This window comes from Latilactobacillus parafuchuensis (genome assembly GCF_055271665.1).
In genome coordinates, this window is the sequence record NZ_CM143875.1 from 458,542 (window position 1) to 476,433 (window position 17,892).

12 protein-coding genes and 2 pseudogenes are annotated in these 17,892 nt (G+C 42.4%); 2 read left to right on the top strand and 12 right to left on the bottom strand.

Annotated elements, in window-relative coordinates; translation table 11 throughout:
• Positions 1–6 precede the first annotated feature (6 nt).
• The 9 genes and pseudogenes from ACVPPQ_RS02590 to groES form a co-directional block, all read right to left on the bottom strand.
• A complete protein-coding gene (locus ACVPPQ_RS02590; RefSeq protein WP_463495509.1) occupies positions 7–546 on the bottom strand; it encodes a Maf family protein in 540 nt (179 codons plus the stop codon).
• The gene (gene mutL / locus ACVPPQ_RS02595) at positions 546–2,465 is read right to left on the bottom strand and encodes a DNA mismatch repair endonuclease MutL (RefSeq protein ID WP_463495511.1); all 1,920 of its coding nucleotides are present in this window, start codon (positions 2,463–2,465) and stop codon (positions 546–548) included. The genes ACVPPQ_RS02590 and mutL overlap by 1 nt, the downstream gene beginning before the upstream one ends.
• A gap of 307 nt (positions 2,466–2,772) precedes the next feature.
• Positions 2,773–5,390, bottom strand: a pseudogene (mutS, locus tag ACVPPQ_RS02600) (DNA mismatch repair protein MutS).
• Positions 5,391–5,405: 15 nt separating this feature from the next.
• Complete coding sequence (locus tag ACVPPQ_RS02605) at positions 5,406–5,774, bottom strand: YlbF family regulator (protein WP_082603736.1); 369 nt, start codon at positions 5,772–5,774, stop codon at positions 5,406–5,408.
• 11 nt (positions 5,775–5,785) lie between these two features.
• Entirely contained in the window at positions 5,786–6,592 is an 807-nt protein-coding gene (locus ACVPPQ_RS02610) for a TIGR00282 family metallophosphoesterase (RefSeq protein WP_254680516.1), read from the bottom strand.
• A 506-nt stretch (positions 6,593–7,098) separates the two neighbouring features.
• Positions 7,099–8,929, bottom strand: a pseudogene (locus ACVPPQ_RS02615) (APC family permease).
• A 213-nt stretch (positions 8,930–9,142) separates the two neighbouring features.
• A complete protein-coding gene (locus tag ACVPPQ_RS02620; RefSeq protein ID WP_463495513.1) occupies positions 9,143–10,168 on the bottom strand; it encodes a C40 family peptidase in 1,026 nt (341 codons plus the stop codon).
• Positions 10,169–10,492: 324 nt separating this feature from the next.
• Positions 10,493–12,121, bottom strand: coding sequence for a chaperonin GroEL (gene groL, locus ACVPPQ_RS02625; protein ID WP_463495515.1), 1,629 nt, complete (start codon positions 12,119–12,121; stop codon positions 10,493–10,495).
• A 46-nt stretch (positions 12,122–12,167) separates the two neighbouring features.
• On the bottom strand, positions 12,168–12,452 hold the full coding sequence (gene groES, locus ACVPPQ_RS02630) for a co-chaperone GroES (protein ID WP_463495517.1): 285 nt from the start codon (positions 12,450–12,452) through the stop codon (positions 12,168–12,170).
• 169 nt (positions 12,453–12,621) lie between these two features.
• Here groES and ACVPPQ_RS02635 point away from each other — a divergent pair, with 169 nt between their 5' ends.
• Positions 12,622–13,254 (top strand): lysostaphin resistance A-like protein, encoded by a 633-nt coding sequence (locus ACVPPQ_RS02635; RefSeq protein ID WP_463495519.1) that lies wholly within the window; start codon positions 12,622–12,624, stop codon positions 13,252–13,254.
• A 66-nt stretch (positions 13,255–13,320) separates the two neighbouring features.
• Here the strand turns inward: ACVPPQ_RS02635 and ACVPPQ_RS02640 are convergent, their stop codons facing one another.
• Entirely contained in the window at positions 13,321–13,971 is a 651-nt protein-coding gene (locus tag ACVPPQ_RS02640) for a redox-sensing transcriptional repressor Rex (protein WP_463495521.1), read from the bottom strand.
• 197 nt (positions 13,972–14,168) lie between these two features.
• On the opposite strand from ACVPPQ_RS02640, the gene ACVPPQ_RS02645 reads away from it, so the two are divergent.
• Positions 14,169–16,109 carry an ABC-F family ATP-binding cassette domain-containing protein gene (locus tag ACVPPQ_RS02645; RefSeq protein WP_463495523.1) on the top strand — a complete coding sequence of 647 codons (1,941 nt, stop codon included), beginning with the start codon at positions 14,169–14,171 and terminating at the stop codon, positions 16,107–16,109.
• A gap of 98 nt (positions 16,110–16,207) precedes the next feature.
• Here ACVPPQ_RS02645 and ACVPPQ_RS02650 read toward each other — a convergent pair whose 3' ends face one another.
• The gene (locus tag ACVPPQ_RS02650) at positions 16,208–16,525 is read right to left on the bottom strand and encodes a PTS sugar transporter subunit IIB (RefSeq protein ID WP_463495525.1); all 318 of its coding nucleotides are present in this window, start codon (positions 16,523–16,525) and stop codon (positions 16,208–16,210) included.
• Positions 16,526–16,853: 328 nt separating this feature from the next.
• Complete coding sequence (tsaD, locus tag ACVPPQ_RS02655; protein WP_463495526.1) at positions 16,854–17,888, bottom strand: tRNA (adenosine(37)-N6)-threonylcarbamoyltransferase complex transferase subunit TsaD; 1,035 nt, start codon at positions 17,886–17,888, stop codon at positions 16,854–16,856.
• Positions 17,889–17,892: the final 4 nt, after the last annotated feature.

A 17,892-nucleotide genomic window follows, 5' to 3' on the forward strand; every position in this document is an offset into this window, starting at 1 on the left:
TCCCCCCTACAACATTCTAGCAATCGTACTAATTGGTAAGCCGACAACATTGTAAAAATCGCCGTTAATTTTTTCAACTAATAAGTTACCGGCTCCTTGAATCCCGTACGCGCCAGCTTTATCCTGATACTCATTCTGGTCTAAATAGGTTTCAATCATCTGATCGCTTAACGACCAAAAAGTGACATCGGTCTTCACCACTGTTTGTTGTACCTGACCACCCTTCGTTAACCAAACACCCGTATAAGCTTGGTGCGTCTGTCCACTTAGTTGTCGTAAAACGGCGGCTGCATCTTGGCGATCTTGGGGTTTACCGTAAATCGTCTCTTGAAAACTAACCACCGTATCGGCACTTAAAACCGTGGCCGTTGGATTTTGAGCCGCGACTTGTTCCCCTTTACGCCGTGCTAGTGTTTGCACGTAGTCGGGGGGTTTAGTAAACGGTGTTTCGCGTTCATTAATTTGAGCCGGAATCGTGATAAATTCTGGCACAATTTGTTTCAATAATGCTTTTCGTCTTGGTGATTGCGATGCTAAGATGAACATTATTCACCCTCCCAACTATGATGTGGTTCTTGAATGCGTTTAAACATTTTTTCTAAATCTTTTTGCGTGTAGTGAATTAAAACTGGACGGCCATGCGGACAGTTAAACGGATTTTCAGCTTGCGCCAAATCAACCAATAACGCTTTGGCTTGCGCAGCATCTAGATGATGGTGCGCTTTAATCGCTTGTTTACAGCTCATCATGATTGCTGTTTTTTCACGGAACTGAGCAATCTTAATCTGGCCGTCTTTTAAAAGATCATCAATCATATTGCGAATCGTGACTTCTTCTTGACCCACTTCAATCCAAGTCGGATGACTATGGACTACAAAACTATTCTGACCGAACGATTCTAACTGAATTCCGACCTGCGCTAATAAATCAGCTTTAGCCTGGATCTTAACCGCGTCACTATTCGGGTATTCCAACACTAAGGGCACCAATAAATTCTGGGCGTCCGAGCTGACTTGACCGATTGCTTCACGGTAATATTCATATTTAATCCGTTCTTGCGCTGCGTGTTGGTCAACAATGTAAAAACCGTCTTCGCCTTCCGCTAACAGGAACGTATCATGCAGTTGCCCAATGAATCGTAGTGTCGGAAAACGGGGTAAATCAGCCGTTGTGGTCTCAGTTGTGGGGTCATCTCCAAACGGAGTCCCAACCGCTTCAGTCGTATACTTCTGATCCCAATCAGCTAATTGCGCCGGATGTTCAAAAATCGGCAGCTGACTATTCGCTAGTTTATCGGTGACCGGTAAAGCGACGGCAGTTTCCGCAATTTCAGCGGCAGTCGCGGTCTCTGTCTCAACTGTTTTTTCAGTCGGATCAACCGGTAGCCGCGTTTTAGAGGCTTGGTTGAGATTTAATTGTAGTTGATCGATATCCACCGTTGACGTTTGTTTCAGATTCTTGACCGCATCTGGAATCAAATTTTCGGTACTCAATCGTTTGCGAATCGCACGTTCAATCAAGGTCATCAAAGCCGGTTCTTTACTTAACCGGACTTCCTGCTTAGTCGGATGAACGTTGACGTCGATTAACAACGGATCCATCTTAATATTTAAGACCGCGACGGGATACCGGCCCACCATTAATTTCGAACCATACCCTTTAATAATCGCTTTATTTAATTGGTAATTCTTAATGTAGCGCCCGTTAATCAGGATTGATAAATAATTGCGGGTGGCACGCGTTAATTCAGGTAATGAGACATAACCCGTCAATTTAAAATCTAAATCATGATCACTGATGGGCAACAATTTTTTAGCCATTGAAACACCGTAAATGCCAGCAATCGTTTGTTGTAAATCGTTATTGCCGGCCGTTTTTAATAATAGATGGTCATCGTTGGTTAACGTAAACGCAATTTGCGGATGACTCATCGCCAAGCGATTGACAATATCAATCACGTTGGCTAATTCAGTTTGAAAGGTCTTAATGTATTTCAAGCGTGCTGGTGTATTAAAAAATAAATCGCGGACAGTTACCGCTGTCCCCGGTCGAATCGGGTTCGTCTTTTGACTCTCTAAGACGCCACCTTTGAAATGAGCAAACGTTCCTAGCGAATCCGCCGTAGCCGTTTCAATCGTTAAATCAGAAACGGAAGCAATACTGGCTAACGCTTCACCCCGAAAACCGAGTGATTGAATTTTAAACAAATCTTGACGCGTTGCAATCTTACTAGTCGCATGCCGTTTAAACGCCGTCGGGACGTCTTCCGGTTCAATCCCGTCACCATTATCGATGACTTGAATTAACTGCAAGCCAGCTTGTTCAATCACCACGTCAATCTGAGTACTATTGGCATCAATCGCATTTTCGGCCAATTCTTTGACGACCGATGCTGGCCGTTCAATCACTTCACCAGCGGCAATTTGATTACTTAATATTTCGGATAGTTCATGAATTTTGGCCATCAACAGGTCCTCCTTTTTGATTCGATAGACAACGAATACCCGGCTTAGTTAACACTTCTATTCTTAACGTGCTTCTTGAGTAGCCTTTTCCGGTTAACAATAAAAACTCAATCATGGTTATAAACCCAACCATAATTAATTTTCTACCGTTAATCCTCAAAGCCTGACCAACTCAATCAGCACTTCTATCTTTAACGTGCTTCTAAGCCAGCCGCCTCCGTCTAGCTACAAATCAAAAATTATGGCTGAGTCCGGCCATAATTCTCGATTTTAGGCTATACTCAGCGACTCCCGGCTTAATCAGCACTCATTTAATTTCTTTTTGCCATTTATATAATTGATTTAGGGCTTCTAGTGGGGTGGCGCTCATGAGGTCGAACTCTTTGATTTCGGCTTTTAGTTTTTCAGCGACTGGGTCTGTTTTGACCGTCACCGTTTCCGGTTCGAATAACGCCATTTGTTCGTCGACTTCAGCAATTCCAGGCGTCTCTGTTTCAACTGGCATCGGTTCAACCGCAGTCGGTGACGTAATCGTCACGGTTGGTTTTTGTTCCAGTTGGCCCAATATTAAATCCGCGCGTTTCAATAAATCATCAGGCATCCCCGCTAATTTAGCGACGTGAATCCCGTATGATTTATCGGCTGGTCCGGCTAACATTTTGTGTAAGAAGACCAATTCACCGTTTTCTTCAACCGCCCCAACGTGAACATTCTTCAAAGCGGCTAGCGTGTCTGCCAGCGCAGTCAATTCGTGATAATGGGTCGAAAATAAAGTTTTAGCGTGCACGTGATCGTGAATGTGTTCAATAATCGCTTGTGCTAAAGCCATCCCATCATAAGTGGCGGTTCCTCGCCCAATCTCATCAAATAGAATTAAACTGTTCGGCGTCGCACTCATAATCGCGCGGTTGGCTTCCATCATTTCGACCATGAACGTACTTTGACCTGAAATTAAATCGTCAGCTGCACCAATTCGCGTAAAAATTTGATCAAAAATTGGTAAGTTCGCTGATTTGGCGGGAACAAAACAACCCATCTGCGCCATAATCACCGTCAACGCTAATTGGCGCATATAAGTACTTTTACCAGACATATTGGGGCCCGTAATCAACAGAATATCGGTGCCTAACCCCATTTGAACATCATTCGGGATGTACTTCTGGCGACCCAATACCTTTTCAACGACCGGATGCCGACCTTCGACCAAATCTATTTCACGATTGTCCGTTTTAAAAGTGGGCTGAACATAATGGTAGTTTTCACTGACCACCGCGAAACTCTGTAGGACGTCCAAGGCTGCAACACCTTTGGCCAATTTTTGCAGACGTTCAATTTGCGTTTTAACTTGTTCGCGGACTTGCGTAAACAATTCGTATTCCAACGCAGTTGACCGTTCTTCCGCTTCAAGAATTAATTGTTCTTTAGCCTTTAATTCTGGCGTAATAAACCGTTCGGCGTTGGCTAACGTTTGTTTCCGTTCATAGCGCCCTTCTGGCAACGCCGCTAAATTAGCGCGCGTGACTTCGATGTAATAACCGAAAACTCGGTTAAAGCCGATCTTCAAGGTATGAATACCGGTTGCTTCCCGTTCTTTGGCTTCGAGTTGCGCCAGCCATTGCTTACCGTTAGACATGGCGTCGCGATAATCATCTAGCGTTTGATTGTAGCCGTTTTGAATCAAGCCACCGTCAGTAATCGAAATCGGCGGTTCCGGCATGATGGCCGTTTCAATCAATTGACGGACATCATCGACCGGATCGAGTTGCGTTAAGACTTGGTCGAAAGCATGATCGTCATTAATCGTCGCTAACGTCGCTTTAATCGTTGGAATCTGTTCGAGAGAAGTCTTCAATTGAATCAAATCGCGCCCGTTAACACTCCCAAAAGCCACGCGTCCCGCTAGTCGTTCTAAATCATAAACCTTGGTTAAACTATCTTGTAGATTAGTTCGTTCGAAATAGTGGTTTAAAAAATTAGCGACTTGATTTTGCCGATTTTGAATCGCTTTTGCATCCAATAAGGGCCGTTCCAACCACTGTTTTAATAACCGACCACCCATTGCGGTTTTGGTTTCATCCAATAACCACAATAAAGTGCCGCTCTTGTGCCCGGTACGTAAAGAAGCCGTCAATTCGAGATTCATCTTTGCCGAATGATCTAATTTCAAATATTGAGAGAGTTCATATTCCTGTGCCCGTTGTAAATGGCCTAAATGCCGTTTTTGCGTCGCCGCTAAATAACCCACTAATTGCTTGATGACCGCCAATTCGAGTGGTTGTGCAATGTTTTGCGAGACAAAGCTAATCTCAGCCGTATCGTTAGTGTCGCCTTGATAAGAAACCAAAATTTGTTGTTGGACAAACGCTTGGACGACTTCGGTTGGCATTGATTGGTTTAAAACGACTTCCTTAGTTTGCAAACTCAACATTTCGTTTAATAACAAATCCAAACTATCGATTAAACTGACCTTAATTTCACCAGTCGATAAATCAGTGTACGCAAAACCGTATTGGCCTTGTTCGGCAACCACGGCGGTTAAGTAGTTATTCTGTTTCGAATGCCCCGCTTTTTCGTCCATCATGGTCCCTGGTGTCACCAGTTGGATGACTTCGCGTTTAACCATCCCTTTAGCGGTCTTCGGGTCTTCCATCTGTTCACAAATGGCGACTTTGTACCCTTGATCGACTAAGATATCGATGTAATTCTGCGCGGCATGGTGCGGGACGCCACACATCGGAATCGGGTCTTCAGCACTTTTATTACGGGCCGTTAACGTTAATTCTAACAATTGCGAGGCTTTAACGCATCTTCATTGAATAATTCGTAAAAATCGCCTAGACGATAAAATAAAAAGGCATCCGGATATTGATCCTTCACTTTTTGATATTGCGCCATCATTGGCGTTGATTTTGTTTTTTGTGGCATGTTTCAAAATCCCCTTTACTCGTCTAAACCATCAATTTGTGATTGTAAATAAGTCGTCATATATTCCAACGTCGCATTGGCTTCGTATAACGCCGCTCGGTATTCTTGCACGAGTGGATTATCCGCCAACTGCTGGTTTAACTGATCTGCTACTTGATTATCAACCCGTGCAGCGTTGGGCTTATTATAATGGACAGCTTGGACAGCCTCTTTTTGAGCGGCTTCAATATCGGTTTGCAACTGCGCAATTTCAGGATGTTGCTTAACCGTCTGTTCAATGGCTTGAAACCGTTGCACCGTTTGATTGGCCTGAATCAGCGTTGTCAAACGGTCTAATTCAGCGACAATTGCGGGTTCTAGTGCTAACATTTTTTCTTCTGTCATGACTGAGCTCCTTAAAAGCGATTGCCAAACGGATGATCTGGGGAGATTTGAATCGGTTTGATTGATTTAGCCCGGCCGGTTTGATCATCAATTTCAATCAGACAACCGTTTAATTGACCTGGCCCTTCTGTGACGAGTTCAAACCGTTCTGGTCGTTGCGTCATAAAGCGATTGATAATCTTTTCGCGTTTAACGCCTAAAATCCCGTTATAGGGACCCGTCATCCCGGCATCGGTTAAGACAGCTGTGCCTTCTGGTAAAACACGCGCATCGTTGGTTTGAACGTGCGTATGTGTGCCGACTAACGCCGAAATGCGACCATCTAAATACCAAGCTAACGCTAATTTTTCACTCGTAGTTTCCGCATGGAAATCAACAAAAATACAATCGGTCTCTTTGCTGACTTCGGCCACCATTTCATCCAACATACTGAACGGATCTTCGAGTAATTCATTCATCAAAGCGCGACCTTGCAAATTAATAACGGCGAGTTTCGCTTGGTTGACTTTAATCATCGTCATCCCTTGGCCGGGTGTCCCTTTAGGAAAATTCGCTGGTCGCACTAATTTCTTAGCATCATCGATGAAATCTAGAATATCACGTTTATTCCAAGTATGATTACCCATCGTAATCGCATCAGCACCAGCTTGTAATAGATTCTTATAATCCTTTTGGGTCATCCCTTTCCCATCGGCAATATTTTCACCATTGATAATCGTGACTTGTGGTTTATATTCTTGTTTCAATAATGGCAAATAATCGTTAATCATCTTTTGGCCCATTGCACCAACTGTGTCCCCAATAAATAAAATTCGCATGTTGCGCCCCTTTAATCTGTCTTCAAACTTCGTTAGCTTCTATTGTAGCAATTTTTAACGCGAATAAAAAGTTTTGTCGCCATTCAAAAAATAAGCTGTCAATCATGCTGTTCTTAAATTAAATAACCATTTTTATTTGACGCGCACCGGAACTCATCAATTTCCGTTCAAATCAAAAATGCTGGTTATCCTTAGTTCGGGATAACCAGCATTTTCAACTTGATACTCAATTGATAACGTGCTTCTCAGCCAACTTCTTCCGTCTAGCTACGAATCGCAAGTTATAACTAAACCCAGTCATAACTCGCAATTCTAGGCTATACTCAGAATCTAATCGGCTGAGTTTAGCACTTAAATTATAACGTGCCAACACCTACTGATTTCTGTGCTTAGCGACGTTTCGTAACCAAGCCTATAAATCGGACTTATTTACGAAACTAGGCTAATGCTCAGAATCAACCCGTGGGTGTAGGCACTCAATTAATAACCGAGTTCTGTCACAGCTTTTAATGTTTTAAATGATAACTGTAAGTCGCAATAATAATGTTTTCGCGACTCGCAAATGCGTTTCTCAAACGTAAACTTGATTGGTTATGCAAAATGTTTTGCCAAGGTTTCTTCGGCACAAATTGAGGCACCAACACCGTTGTTGTAAAATTACGTTTTTGGGCATTTTTGCTGACGATATCAACGAACCGCACAATTGGTTTTTGGATTGACCGGTAAGATGAATGGACATCGACAAAGCGGACGTTCGGGAAGTCAGCTTTAAATTCAACTTGCGTTTCCCGTTCTTTAGTCGGATTTTCATCCGTCGAAACCGTGCATTGCAATCACGTAATCCCCGATTGATTGTGCATAATCCAACGCACCCCGTGTCACTTGCGTCACGTTGCTGACTAACACAATCACGGTTGAACCATCGTAATCATGCAGTTCAGCTTCTTTGGCGCTGACCCGTAATTGGACGGCCACTTTTTTATAGTGATCATGAATCTTATAGAAAATCAGTAACATGATTGGCATGATGATGAAGAATGGCCAGATATCAGGTAACCGGTAGACGAAGAGAATAATTAAAATCACAAATGAAATTAACGCCCCAACGAAGTTCGCAATTGACTTGCTGAACCAATGTTTTGGTCGTTCTGACCACCATTTACGCAACATGCCCGCTTGTGACAAGGTAAATGGCAAGAAGACCCCGACCGCGTACAGTGGAATCAAGCGTGAGGTGTCACCGTTAAAGATGAAAATCAACGCCATTGACCCGATGGCCAACGTGATAATCCCGTTAGAATAACCTAAACGATCACCACGATCCATGTACATATGTGGCATATATTTATCTTTTGCTAAATTATAAGCTAACACTGGAAAGGCGGAAAAGCCGGTGTTGGCTGCCACTGCCAAAATAAAGGCCGTCGCAAATTGAACGATGTAATAGAAGAACCCTTTACCGAAAGTCTGTAAGGCCACTTGTGAAAGCACCGTTACTCTCGCCATTGGGACAATCCCGTACCAATAGTTTAAGAACGTAATCCCGGCAAAGAAGAAACCTAAGATTGCGGCCATGATGCCCAACGTTGCTGCGGCATTGACTGCCCGTGGTTTTTTAAAGAATGGTACGGCGTTACTAATCGCTTCAACCCCGGTTAATGATGACGAACCTGATGAAAAGGCTCTAAAGATTAACGCCATCGAAATCCCGGGAACAACCGCCCCAACCGTTGACGCAGCGTGGAACGGAATCGCACCTGAAAAGATTTTATAACAGCCGACAATCACCATAATCGTCATCATGACAACGAATAAGTAGACCGGCACCATCAAGAAGGACGCTGATTCGCGCATACCTCGTAAGTTCATCGCCATTAAAATAATGACAATCACCAGCGAAATGCCGACTTGATGCCCGTACAATGGTGGAATCGCCGATGTAATTGCTTCGGCCCCCGCTGAGATACTAACCGCCACGGTCAACATATAATCGACCAATAGTGAGCCACCGGCAATCAACCCGGCATTTTTACCTAAGTTTTCACTAGAAACGACGTACGCACCACCGCCACCTGGATAAGCGTGGATCACTTGACGATACGATAACGTTAACGCTAAAAGTAAAATTAACACAAACGCAGCAATTGGAATCGAATACCAAATTGCGGCCGCCGATAAGGTCGTTAAAACCACCACAATTTGTTCTGGTCCGTAGGCGACGGATGATAAAGCGTCTGAAGATAATAAAGCCAGAGCCTTGAATCGCCCTAATTTTTGATCACCTTCATCTGAAGTTTTTAGCGGTTTCCCGATAAAAAAACGTTTTAACTGTTGCATAACAAACTAGCTCCTCTAAGTCATATTTCTTAACATAAAAAGCCCTCGTGTGATAATCGCATGTTACCATTTCACACGGTGACTTTTGAAAATAAATTGTTCTAAAAAAATAATAATAGCCGATTAATCAAACACAAGGTATTCTACTACAATTATTTTCAAATTACTACCAAAATTTACAATCGAACTAATCGCTCTTAGTGGATTCTCATCTTATAGCCGTCGTGCAAAATCTGGTGCGTAATCCGTTAACTTAGTCACGCGAACGTGATCCCCCGGTTGGGGCGCTTGAATAAAGTAACCATTACCGATATAAATCGCAACATGGTGGGCAGTCCCGACACCACCCCAAAAGAGTAAATCGGTCGGCTTTAAATCTTTCAAAGCAACATTTTTCCCCAATTTACTTTGTTCTTGTGAGGTCCGTGGTAGTTGCTGTCCATTTTGGGCAAAGACGTATTGCACCAACCCCGAACAGTCAAAACCTTTCGGTGATGTCCCACCCCAAACGTAAGGAACGCCAATATATTTCAGAGTGGTTTTGACAATTACGTTATTGCTAATTGCCGGATTACCAGTAGCAGCCGCTAAACCCACTTTACTGGCCGCCTTAGCCGCAGCAGCTTGAGCCGCTAACTCTGTCTTATACTTTGCCTGCAATTGCTTAAGTTGCGTATTAGCCGCCTTTTTTTGTTGATTCAACGTTTTCAAAGTCTCGGTGTTGGTTTTTGCTAGTTCATTTAGTTTGGTTTGTTGACTTTCTAAGGTTTGTTTCTGTTTCGTGACCTGCTTAGCAAGGTCTTCTGTTTCCGTTGCGTTTGAAACTTTGGCGTTCATTAACCGATCCATAATCGCGCCTTTTTGGAACAAGTCGCCAAGGTTGCGACTGTCTAATAAACTGTCTAGCATCGCTATATTAAAACTACTGTCTTTGGCTTGCAGTTGTTGTAAGTTGCCTTCGATTAACTTAACTTGTTTCTCATAAGCGGTATTCGTTTGATCCAATGTCGCTTGAGTTGCTGTTATTTGCGTTTGTTTGGCCGCCATTTGTGTTTTCAATTGCTCGGCGGTCACCGTTAAATTACTAATATTATTATTGAGCTTAGATAAACCAGTCTGCGCCGTCTTGATTGCGACTTGCGTCTCAACTGGTGTTGCATTAACTACCTCAGAATGACCACTTAAAAATAGGCCCATCATCAATAGTGTCACCATGCCGCTCATTATTTTTTTAATCATTCTAATATCACTCCCCACGTTCATTATACTCAATATTTAAATAATTAATAGGGTTTACGACTCATTGTCCCTCACTTATGATATACGTTAAAATGATTCATATTTTTCGTTTGATCATAAAAATAAGGTGGTGACTAAAATCGTCACCACCTTATTTCCTAAGTTATACTCAGAAGTTGCCGTGGGTGCTAATGCTCGGCTTTAAAACGTACCTCCTCAGCCAACTTCTTCCGTCTAGCTACAAATAAAAGCTTATGACCAAAGTTCAGGCCATAAGCTTTTATTTTAGGCTATACTCAGAAGCTAAACGGCTGAGTCAGCACTCTACATCATTCCGCCCATTGCTGATGGGTCCATGCCACCGGCTGGTGCTGCTGGGTGGTCTTCTGGTTTGTCAGCCACGACTGCTTCCGTTGTTAACATTAATGCGGCAACACTGGCTGCATTTTGTAATGCTGAACGCGTGACCTTAGTTGGGTCTAAGATTCCGGCTTCAATCATATTTTCCCAATTACCGTTAGCGGCGTTATAGCCGATTTCAGTGTCTTGAGATTTCACTTTTTCAACAATCACTGAACCTTCAAGGCCTGCGTTGGTTGCAATTTGACGAACAGGTTCTTCAAGTGAACGTAATACGATATTAATCCCAGTTTGAACGTCGCCTTCTTCTTTTAAGGCTACAACACTGCTCATGACGTCGATTAAAGCCGTTCCGCCACCGGCAACATAACCTTCTTCAACGGCTGCGCGCGTTGCGTTTAAGGCGTCTTCAATCCGGTATTTCCGTTCTTTCAATTCAGTTTCAGTAGCAGCCCCAACTTTGATGACTGCGACGCCGCCAGCTAATTTAGCTAAACGTTCTTGTAATTTTTCGCGATCAAAATCAGAAGTGGTTTCAGCGACTTGTTTCTTGATGTTTTCAACCCGTTCAGCAATGGCTGATTTGCTGCCAGCACCTTCAACGATGGTTGTATTATCTTTTGTAATTGTCACTTTACCAGCAGTCCCTAATTGATCGATAGTTGTTTCTTTCAATTCAAGGCCTAAATCACTGGTAATAACCGTTGCACCCGTTAAGGTTGCGATATCTTCAAGTTGTTCCTTGCGACGATCGCCAAAACCAGGGGCTTTAACCGCAACAACGTTGAACGTCCCACGAATCTTATTCAAAACAAGGGTTGGTAAAGCTTCACCATCAACATCGTCAGCGATGATTAATAGCGCTTTGCCTTCTTGAACGATTGATTGTAATAATGGTAAAACATCTTGAATGTTAGAAATCTTCTTATCTGTAATTAAGATGTATGGGTTGTCGAGATCGGCTTCCATCTTGTCGTTATCAGTCACCATATATTGTGATAAATAACCACGATCGAATTGCATCCCTTCAACGACGCTTAATTCAGTGTCAATCCCTTTTGATTCTTCAACCGTGATGACACCGTCGTTACCGACTTTTTCCATGGCATCGGCGATTAACTGTCCAGTTTCTTTATTATCAGATGAGACAGCCGCTACTTGGGCAATAGCTTCTTTACTTTCAACGGGATGTGAAATTTCGTGTAATTTTTTAACCGCTGTTTTAGTGGCTAGTTCAATCCCACGACGGATGCCAACAGGATTAGCGCCGGCAGTCACGTTCTTCATGCCTTCGCGAATAATCGCTTGGGCTAAAACGGTGGCCGTAGTTGTCCCATCACCAGCGATATCGTTGGTTTTAGAAGCAACTTCTGCAACCAATTTAGCGCCCATATTTTCGAAATGATCTTCCAATTCGATGGCTTTAGCGATTGTGACACCATCATTGGTAATTTCAGGTGAACCGTACGCTTTTTCCAAAACGACGTTGCGGCCTTTAGGTCCTAAAGTTGTTTTAACGGTATTTGCTAATTGATCAACACCCGCTAACATTTTTGAACGAGCATCTTCTGAAAATTTAAGTTCTTTTGCCATAATTATTTCACCTCATTAAATATTTTTGTAACGATTTATATTTGATTTATTCAACAATTGCCATGATATCTTTAGCATGTAAAACTAAATATGAAGCGCCGGCATAGTCCACTTCTGAGCCAGCATATTTATCATAGAGGACTTCATCATCCACTTTGACGGATAACGGTATTCTTTGGCCGTCATTAGTAAAGGTTCCTTCACCGACTGCAACAACTTTACCAGTTTGTGGTTTTTGTTTCGCATTGCTGGCTAACACAATCCCACCAACGGTTTGTTCTTCTTCGTCTTTAACTGCGATAATCACGCGATCTTCTAATGGTTTTAACACTTAAAATCCCTCCATCACTTTTTCTTTTTAGCACTCTCGTAATTCAAGTGCTAATTACATTTTTTATCATAGCATTTTTTCAGAACATTGCAAGTATTTTGCTGGCACTTTGCATTTCGAGTGCTAATACGCTAAACTATTGTCACATCAACCTTTGAGGAGATACGTGATGACTTTATACAAACAAAATTTTAGAATTATTTTAACTTATTTAATCGTGCTCGTCTTACCGAGTGCTTGTGCGCAACTTTTCAAGCTAACACCGCAAATTTTCTTATTAACAACTGTCTTTGACTTGATTGGTGCGATTGGGTTGTTACTATTCAATCAGCACCGCCCAATCAATTCATTAGAACACCAACCATTACCACTCAAAAAAGGCATTATGTGGGGAATTTGTGGGATTCTCCTAACCTTACTGGTCCAAGTGCTCGCCGGAATTGTGGATCATCTAATTTTTAAGAATTCGGCTAACTCGTTAAACACGATTACGTTGATGACCGCGATGCGCCAACAACCGTGGCTCATTTTAGCCGTCACGATTGCCGCACCCGTGATGGAAGAAATTGTTTTTCGCGGTGCCATCTTCGGCGGTTTGGCCGGCACCATTAACCCGCTTTGGGCTGCTTTAATTTCTAGCTTATTATTTAGTTTACTGCACCAAGACGGTCATCTGATTATCTACGCAGCCATTGGTTTGTTTCTATGCTGGCTCTACCGCAAGACTGGTTCACTATACACGACCATCATCAGCCACGCTGGTATGAATCTACTCGTGACGCTAACCTATCTATTCCGTTAAAAAAAATAGCGTCTAAGCAAGCTATCTAATGCTGGATAACTTGTTTAAACGCTATTTTAAAGGCGACTATTGTTCTGTTTTGGTTTCGTCGTTATAATTGTCTAAGAAATAAATTAAAGTTTGTAATTCCTTGGCCAAATCAACGTTTTGAATCCGAATCCCCTTGGGTACTGAAATTCGAATCGGTGTAAAGTTCATGATGCCTTTAATCCCGGCTTCGACCAAATCGTCAGTGACTTTTTGAGCGACATCAATTGGCACCGTTAAAATTACGATTTCAATTTGTTGGTTTTTTAATTCTTGAACCATTTCGGCCATTGGGTAAACCGGTACACCCGTTTGAATCGTGCCGATTAATTCTTCTTTAACATCAAAAGCGGCGCTGATCCGAATATTATTGGTTTGGCGGAAATTATAATTTAAAAGCGCATGGCCTAAATTACCCACCCCAATCAAAGCGACATTCGTTAAACGGTCTTGATTTAAAGTCTTCTTAAAAAAGTTTAATAATGATTCAACGTCATAACCATAGCCCCGTTTACCTAACGCCCCGAAATATGAAAAATCGCGACGAATCGTTGCACTATCCACTTTAACTGCTTCAGATAGTTCGGTAGATGAAATTTTTGCCGTGCCTGCATTATTCAAAAAATTCAAATAGCGATAATATAAAGGTAAACGTTTCGCTGTGGCTCTTGGAATTTTATTTTCAGCCATTTTGGAACCTCCATTTATTTTTTGCTTGTGAAATTTAGCGTTGTACGCTATTGAAATCATACTGAATTTTCTTGTGAAAAGCAATTAATTTACAATTTCACCAGTCAAACCTTTAAATCTGTTATGATAAGTAAAGTTGCCCCACTAATTTCTTAAATTTAAGCTTCTTAAACCACTATACGAAAGGAATTTTTATCGTGATATTACTGCAAGTTCAACAAGTTGCGCGCCATTTCGGTGGCGATTACTTATTTAAAAATGCTCAATTAGAAGTCCAAGACCACGCTCGGGTCGCTTTAGTCGGCCCCAACGGTGCTGGTAAATCAACATTGCTCAAAATGATTGCCGGCATCACCACGCCCGATGACGGCCAAATCATTCTGGGTAAAAACGTCCAAGTCGGCTACTTAGCCCAAGACAGCGGCCTCAGTTCAGAACGAACCATTTACGCTGAAATGCTAACCATCTTTGAACCATTACGCAAAATGGAACAACAAATGCACGCGCTTGAATCAGCCATTGCTGATTCGAGCACTGACCATGCAAATGCTGACTACGCAGATTTATTAAAACGCTACGATCAAATTCAACATGATTTCACAGAAGCTAACGGTTACGGTTACGAAGCCGAGATTCGTGGTGTGCTCCACGGTTTCCAATTTCCCGAAGAAACATTCGAAAAACCAATCAGCACGCTTTCTGGTGGCGAACGATCGCGTTTAGCCCTCGCTAAATTATTATTAGCTAAAAAAGACGTTTTAATTTTAGACGAACCCACCAACCATTTGGATATCGAAACCTTAACTTGGTTAGAAAATTATCTGCAAACTTACCCCGGCGCCTTACTAACGGTTTCACATGACCGTTACTTCCTCGATAAAATTACCAAGGAAGTTTATGATATGAGCCGCCATACATTAACGCATTACACCGGCAATTACAGTCATTTTTTAACCCTAAAAGCCGATAACCTGACGTTAGAATGGAAGGCCTTCGAAAAACAACAAGCCGAAATTGAAAAATTACAAACGTTCGTCGATAAAAATATTGTCCGCGCCAGCTCGACTAAACAAGCCCAAAGTCGGCGTAAACAACTCGAAAAAATGGATAAGCTGGATCGGCCGCAAAATGATGCCGCTAAAATCCATTTCCATTTTGAAACCGACCAACCGAGTGGTAATGAAGTTTTAAAAGTCACCGAGGCTGCGGTTGGCTATCAACCCGATAAAATTATGGTTGAACCGATTAATTTCGAAGTCAATCGCCAAGAACGACTAGCAATTATCGGCCCCAATGGGATTGGTAAATCAACCCTTCTCAAAAGTGTGCTCCACAAAATTCCATTTATCAAAGGTCAAGAAAAATTAGGCAGTAACGTGTCGGTCGGTTATTACGACCAAGAACAACGGAACCTGCACGCTAACAAAACCGTCTTAGAAGAATTGTGGGACGATCACCGGACCACCCCCGAAAAAGAAATTCGGACGTTACTCGGTAGTTTCCTCTTCAGTGGCGACGATGTCTTAAAAGTCGTTTCACAATTAAGCGGTGGCGAAAAAGCCCGCCTACTGTTGACTAAATTGGCGCTGAATCACGATAACTTCCTGATCATGGATGAACCGACTAACCATTTAGATATCGATAGTAAGGAAGTCCTTGAAACGGCCTTGCGTGACTTTAACGGTACCGTCCTATTCGTTTCCCATGACCGCTATTTTATCAACCAAGTCGCGACCGGTATTATTGAATTATCCGATACCGGCAGTAAACGTTATTTGGGCGATTACGATTATTATCTAGCCAAAAAAGCGGAGGAAGAAGCGTTCGCTGCTGCTGATGCGCCAATGGCCACCACTCAAACAATCGTCACTGCACAAGATGGTTACAAAGCTAGCAAAGAAACCCAACGCGCCCAACGCAAATTAGCGCGTTTAGTGGAACAGCTTGAAAATCAGATGGCCGATTTGGAACAACAAGCCACTGCAATCCAAGAAGAAATGGCCCAAAGTGAGACGATCATTAAACCCTTAGTCCTCCAAGAATTACAACAAAAACTCGAAACGGTTCAAGCCCAATTAGCCCAAACTGAATCCGAATGGGAAGAACAAGCCCTCGCACTTGAAGGTTTATCTGACTAAAAAAGCACGAACCAAAAAATGGTTGATTCCGAACATTGGAATCAACCATTTTTGAGTTTAGTATTTAATTAACTGTGTGAGGTCACAGTTAATTGAGATTATTTGATTAAAGCTAATCCTTGTTTCAAGACAGTTGCGCCATCCATCATACCGTATGATTTCATATCAATAACTTCAACGCCAATCCCTTTAGGAGCCAATTTTTCTTTAAATTGACCTTCCATAAAGCGGACTTGAGGTCCTAATAATACGCAGTCAATTGTTTTAGATTCTAATTGATTGTCTGCATCTGAAGCACCAGTTGCAAAGATTTCAACGTCAATTCCTTGTTCTTCAGCTGCTTTTTGCATTTTTGTCACTAATAAACTCGTTGACATTCCTGCTGCACAACATAACATGATTGTTTTTTCTGCCATAATAAATTACCCCTTAAGTTTTAATATTGAATTGATAGAAAGGACGCAATGTTTTAAAAGCGTTTTCAATTTTCTATATTTTTAGTATAAGCGCTTTCTTTAATTTTGTCAAATAATTGTTATTTAAAATAAAAACAGCCCTAATCCTAAGCAATACACCGATTATTCAATAAAATCATCCGTTATTTTATTAATTGAAAATAAAAAAGATTGCCCTTAATGCGCTAAAATTAAATAAATAATTTTCGTCGACGCGCGCCAAAAGACATCAATTGCCGTTCAACTCAAAAAAAGCTGATTATCCTGATAGTTCAGGATAATCAGCTTTTTATACTTCTGCTTGGTATGGAAAATCTAATCCCGGAATCGCATTTAAAGTTAAATCGGCTAACGTGCCTTTGCGCAATGCAATGTGTGCAGCCGCCCCAATCATTGCGCCATTATCCCCGCACAATCGTAATGGTGGCATGATTAATTGCAATTCGGGCATCTGGGCTTGAATCGCACTGGTTAATGCTTCACGTAACCCTTGATTCGCCGCAACACCACCGGCAACGACTAATTGTTTGACTTGCAATTTTTGAGCTGCCTTCAGCGTTTTAGTCACCAAGACTTCGATCACACTAGCTTGAAAACTAGCTGCCAAATCCGCCTTGTCCAGTTGTTCGCCAATTTGATCCGCGTGATGCACCGTATTGATAAAGGCACTCTTTAACCCGCTGAAACTAAAATCAAGATTGGGTTCTTTAAGCATGGCGCGTGGAAAATTAAACGTATCTTGGCCTAAATGTGCGAGACGGTCAATTTCTTTGCCGGCTGGGTAAGGCACACCTAACACCCGCCCAATTTTATCGTACGCTTCACCGGCCGCATCATCCCGTGTATCCCCAATGATTTCGAATTCACCAGCTGCGGGCATATAGACTAATTCGGTGTGACCACCGGAAACAAGTAACGCGAGTAATGGGTATGCCAGTGGCGCGACAAAGCGCGCTGCATAAATATGCCCCGCCATATGATTGACTGGCACCAATGGTAAGTGATGGGCATAAGCAATCGCCTTAGCGGCCGTCACGCCGATTAATAACGCACCCACCAGACCAGGGCCATAAGTGACGGCGACCGCGGTTAAATCACTATACGTCACGTTTGCTTCAGCCAACGCTTGTTCCGTACAACGTGTAATTTGTTCCACATGATGGCGACTAGCCACTTCTGGCACCACGCCCCCGAAACGTTGATGGCTCTTAATTTGCGTTGCGATAATATTACTTAAAATATGGTGGCCATTTTCAATGACTGCCACACTAGTTTCATCACAACTCGATTCAAATGCTAAGATTAATTCTCTTTTTTCCGCCATTTTA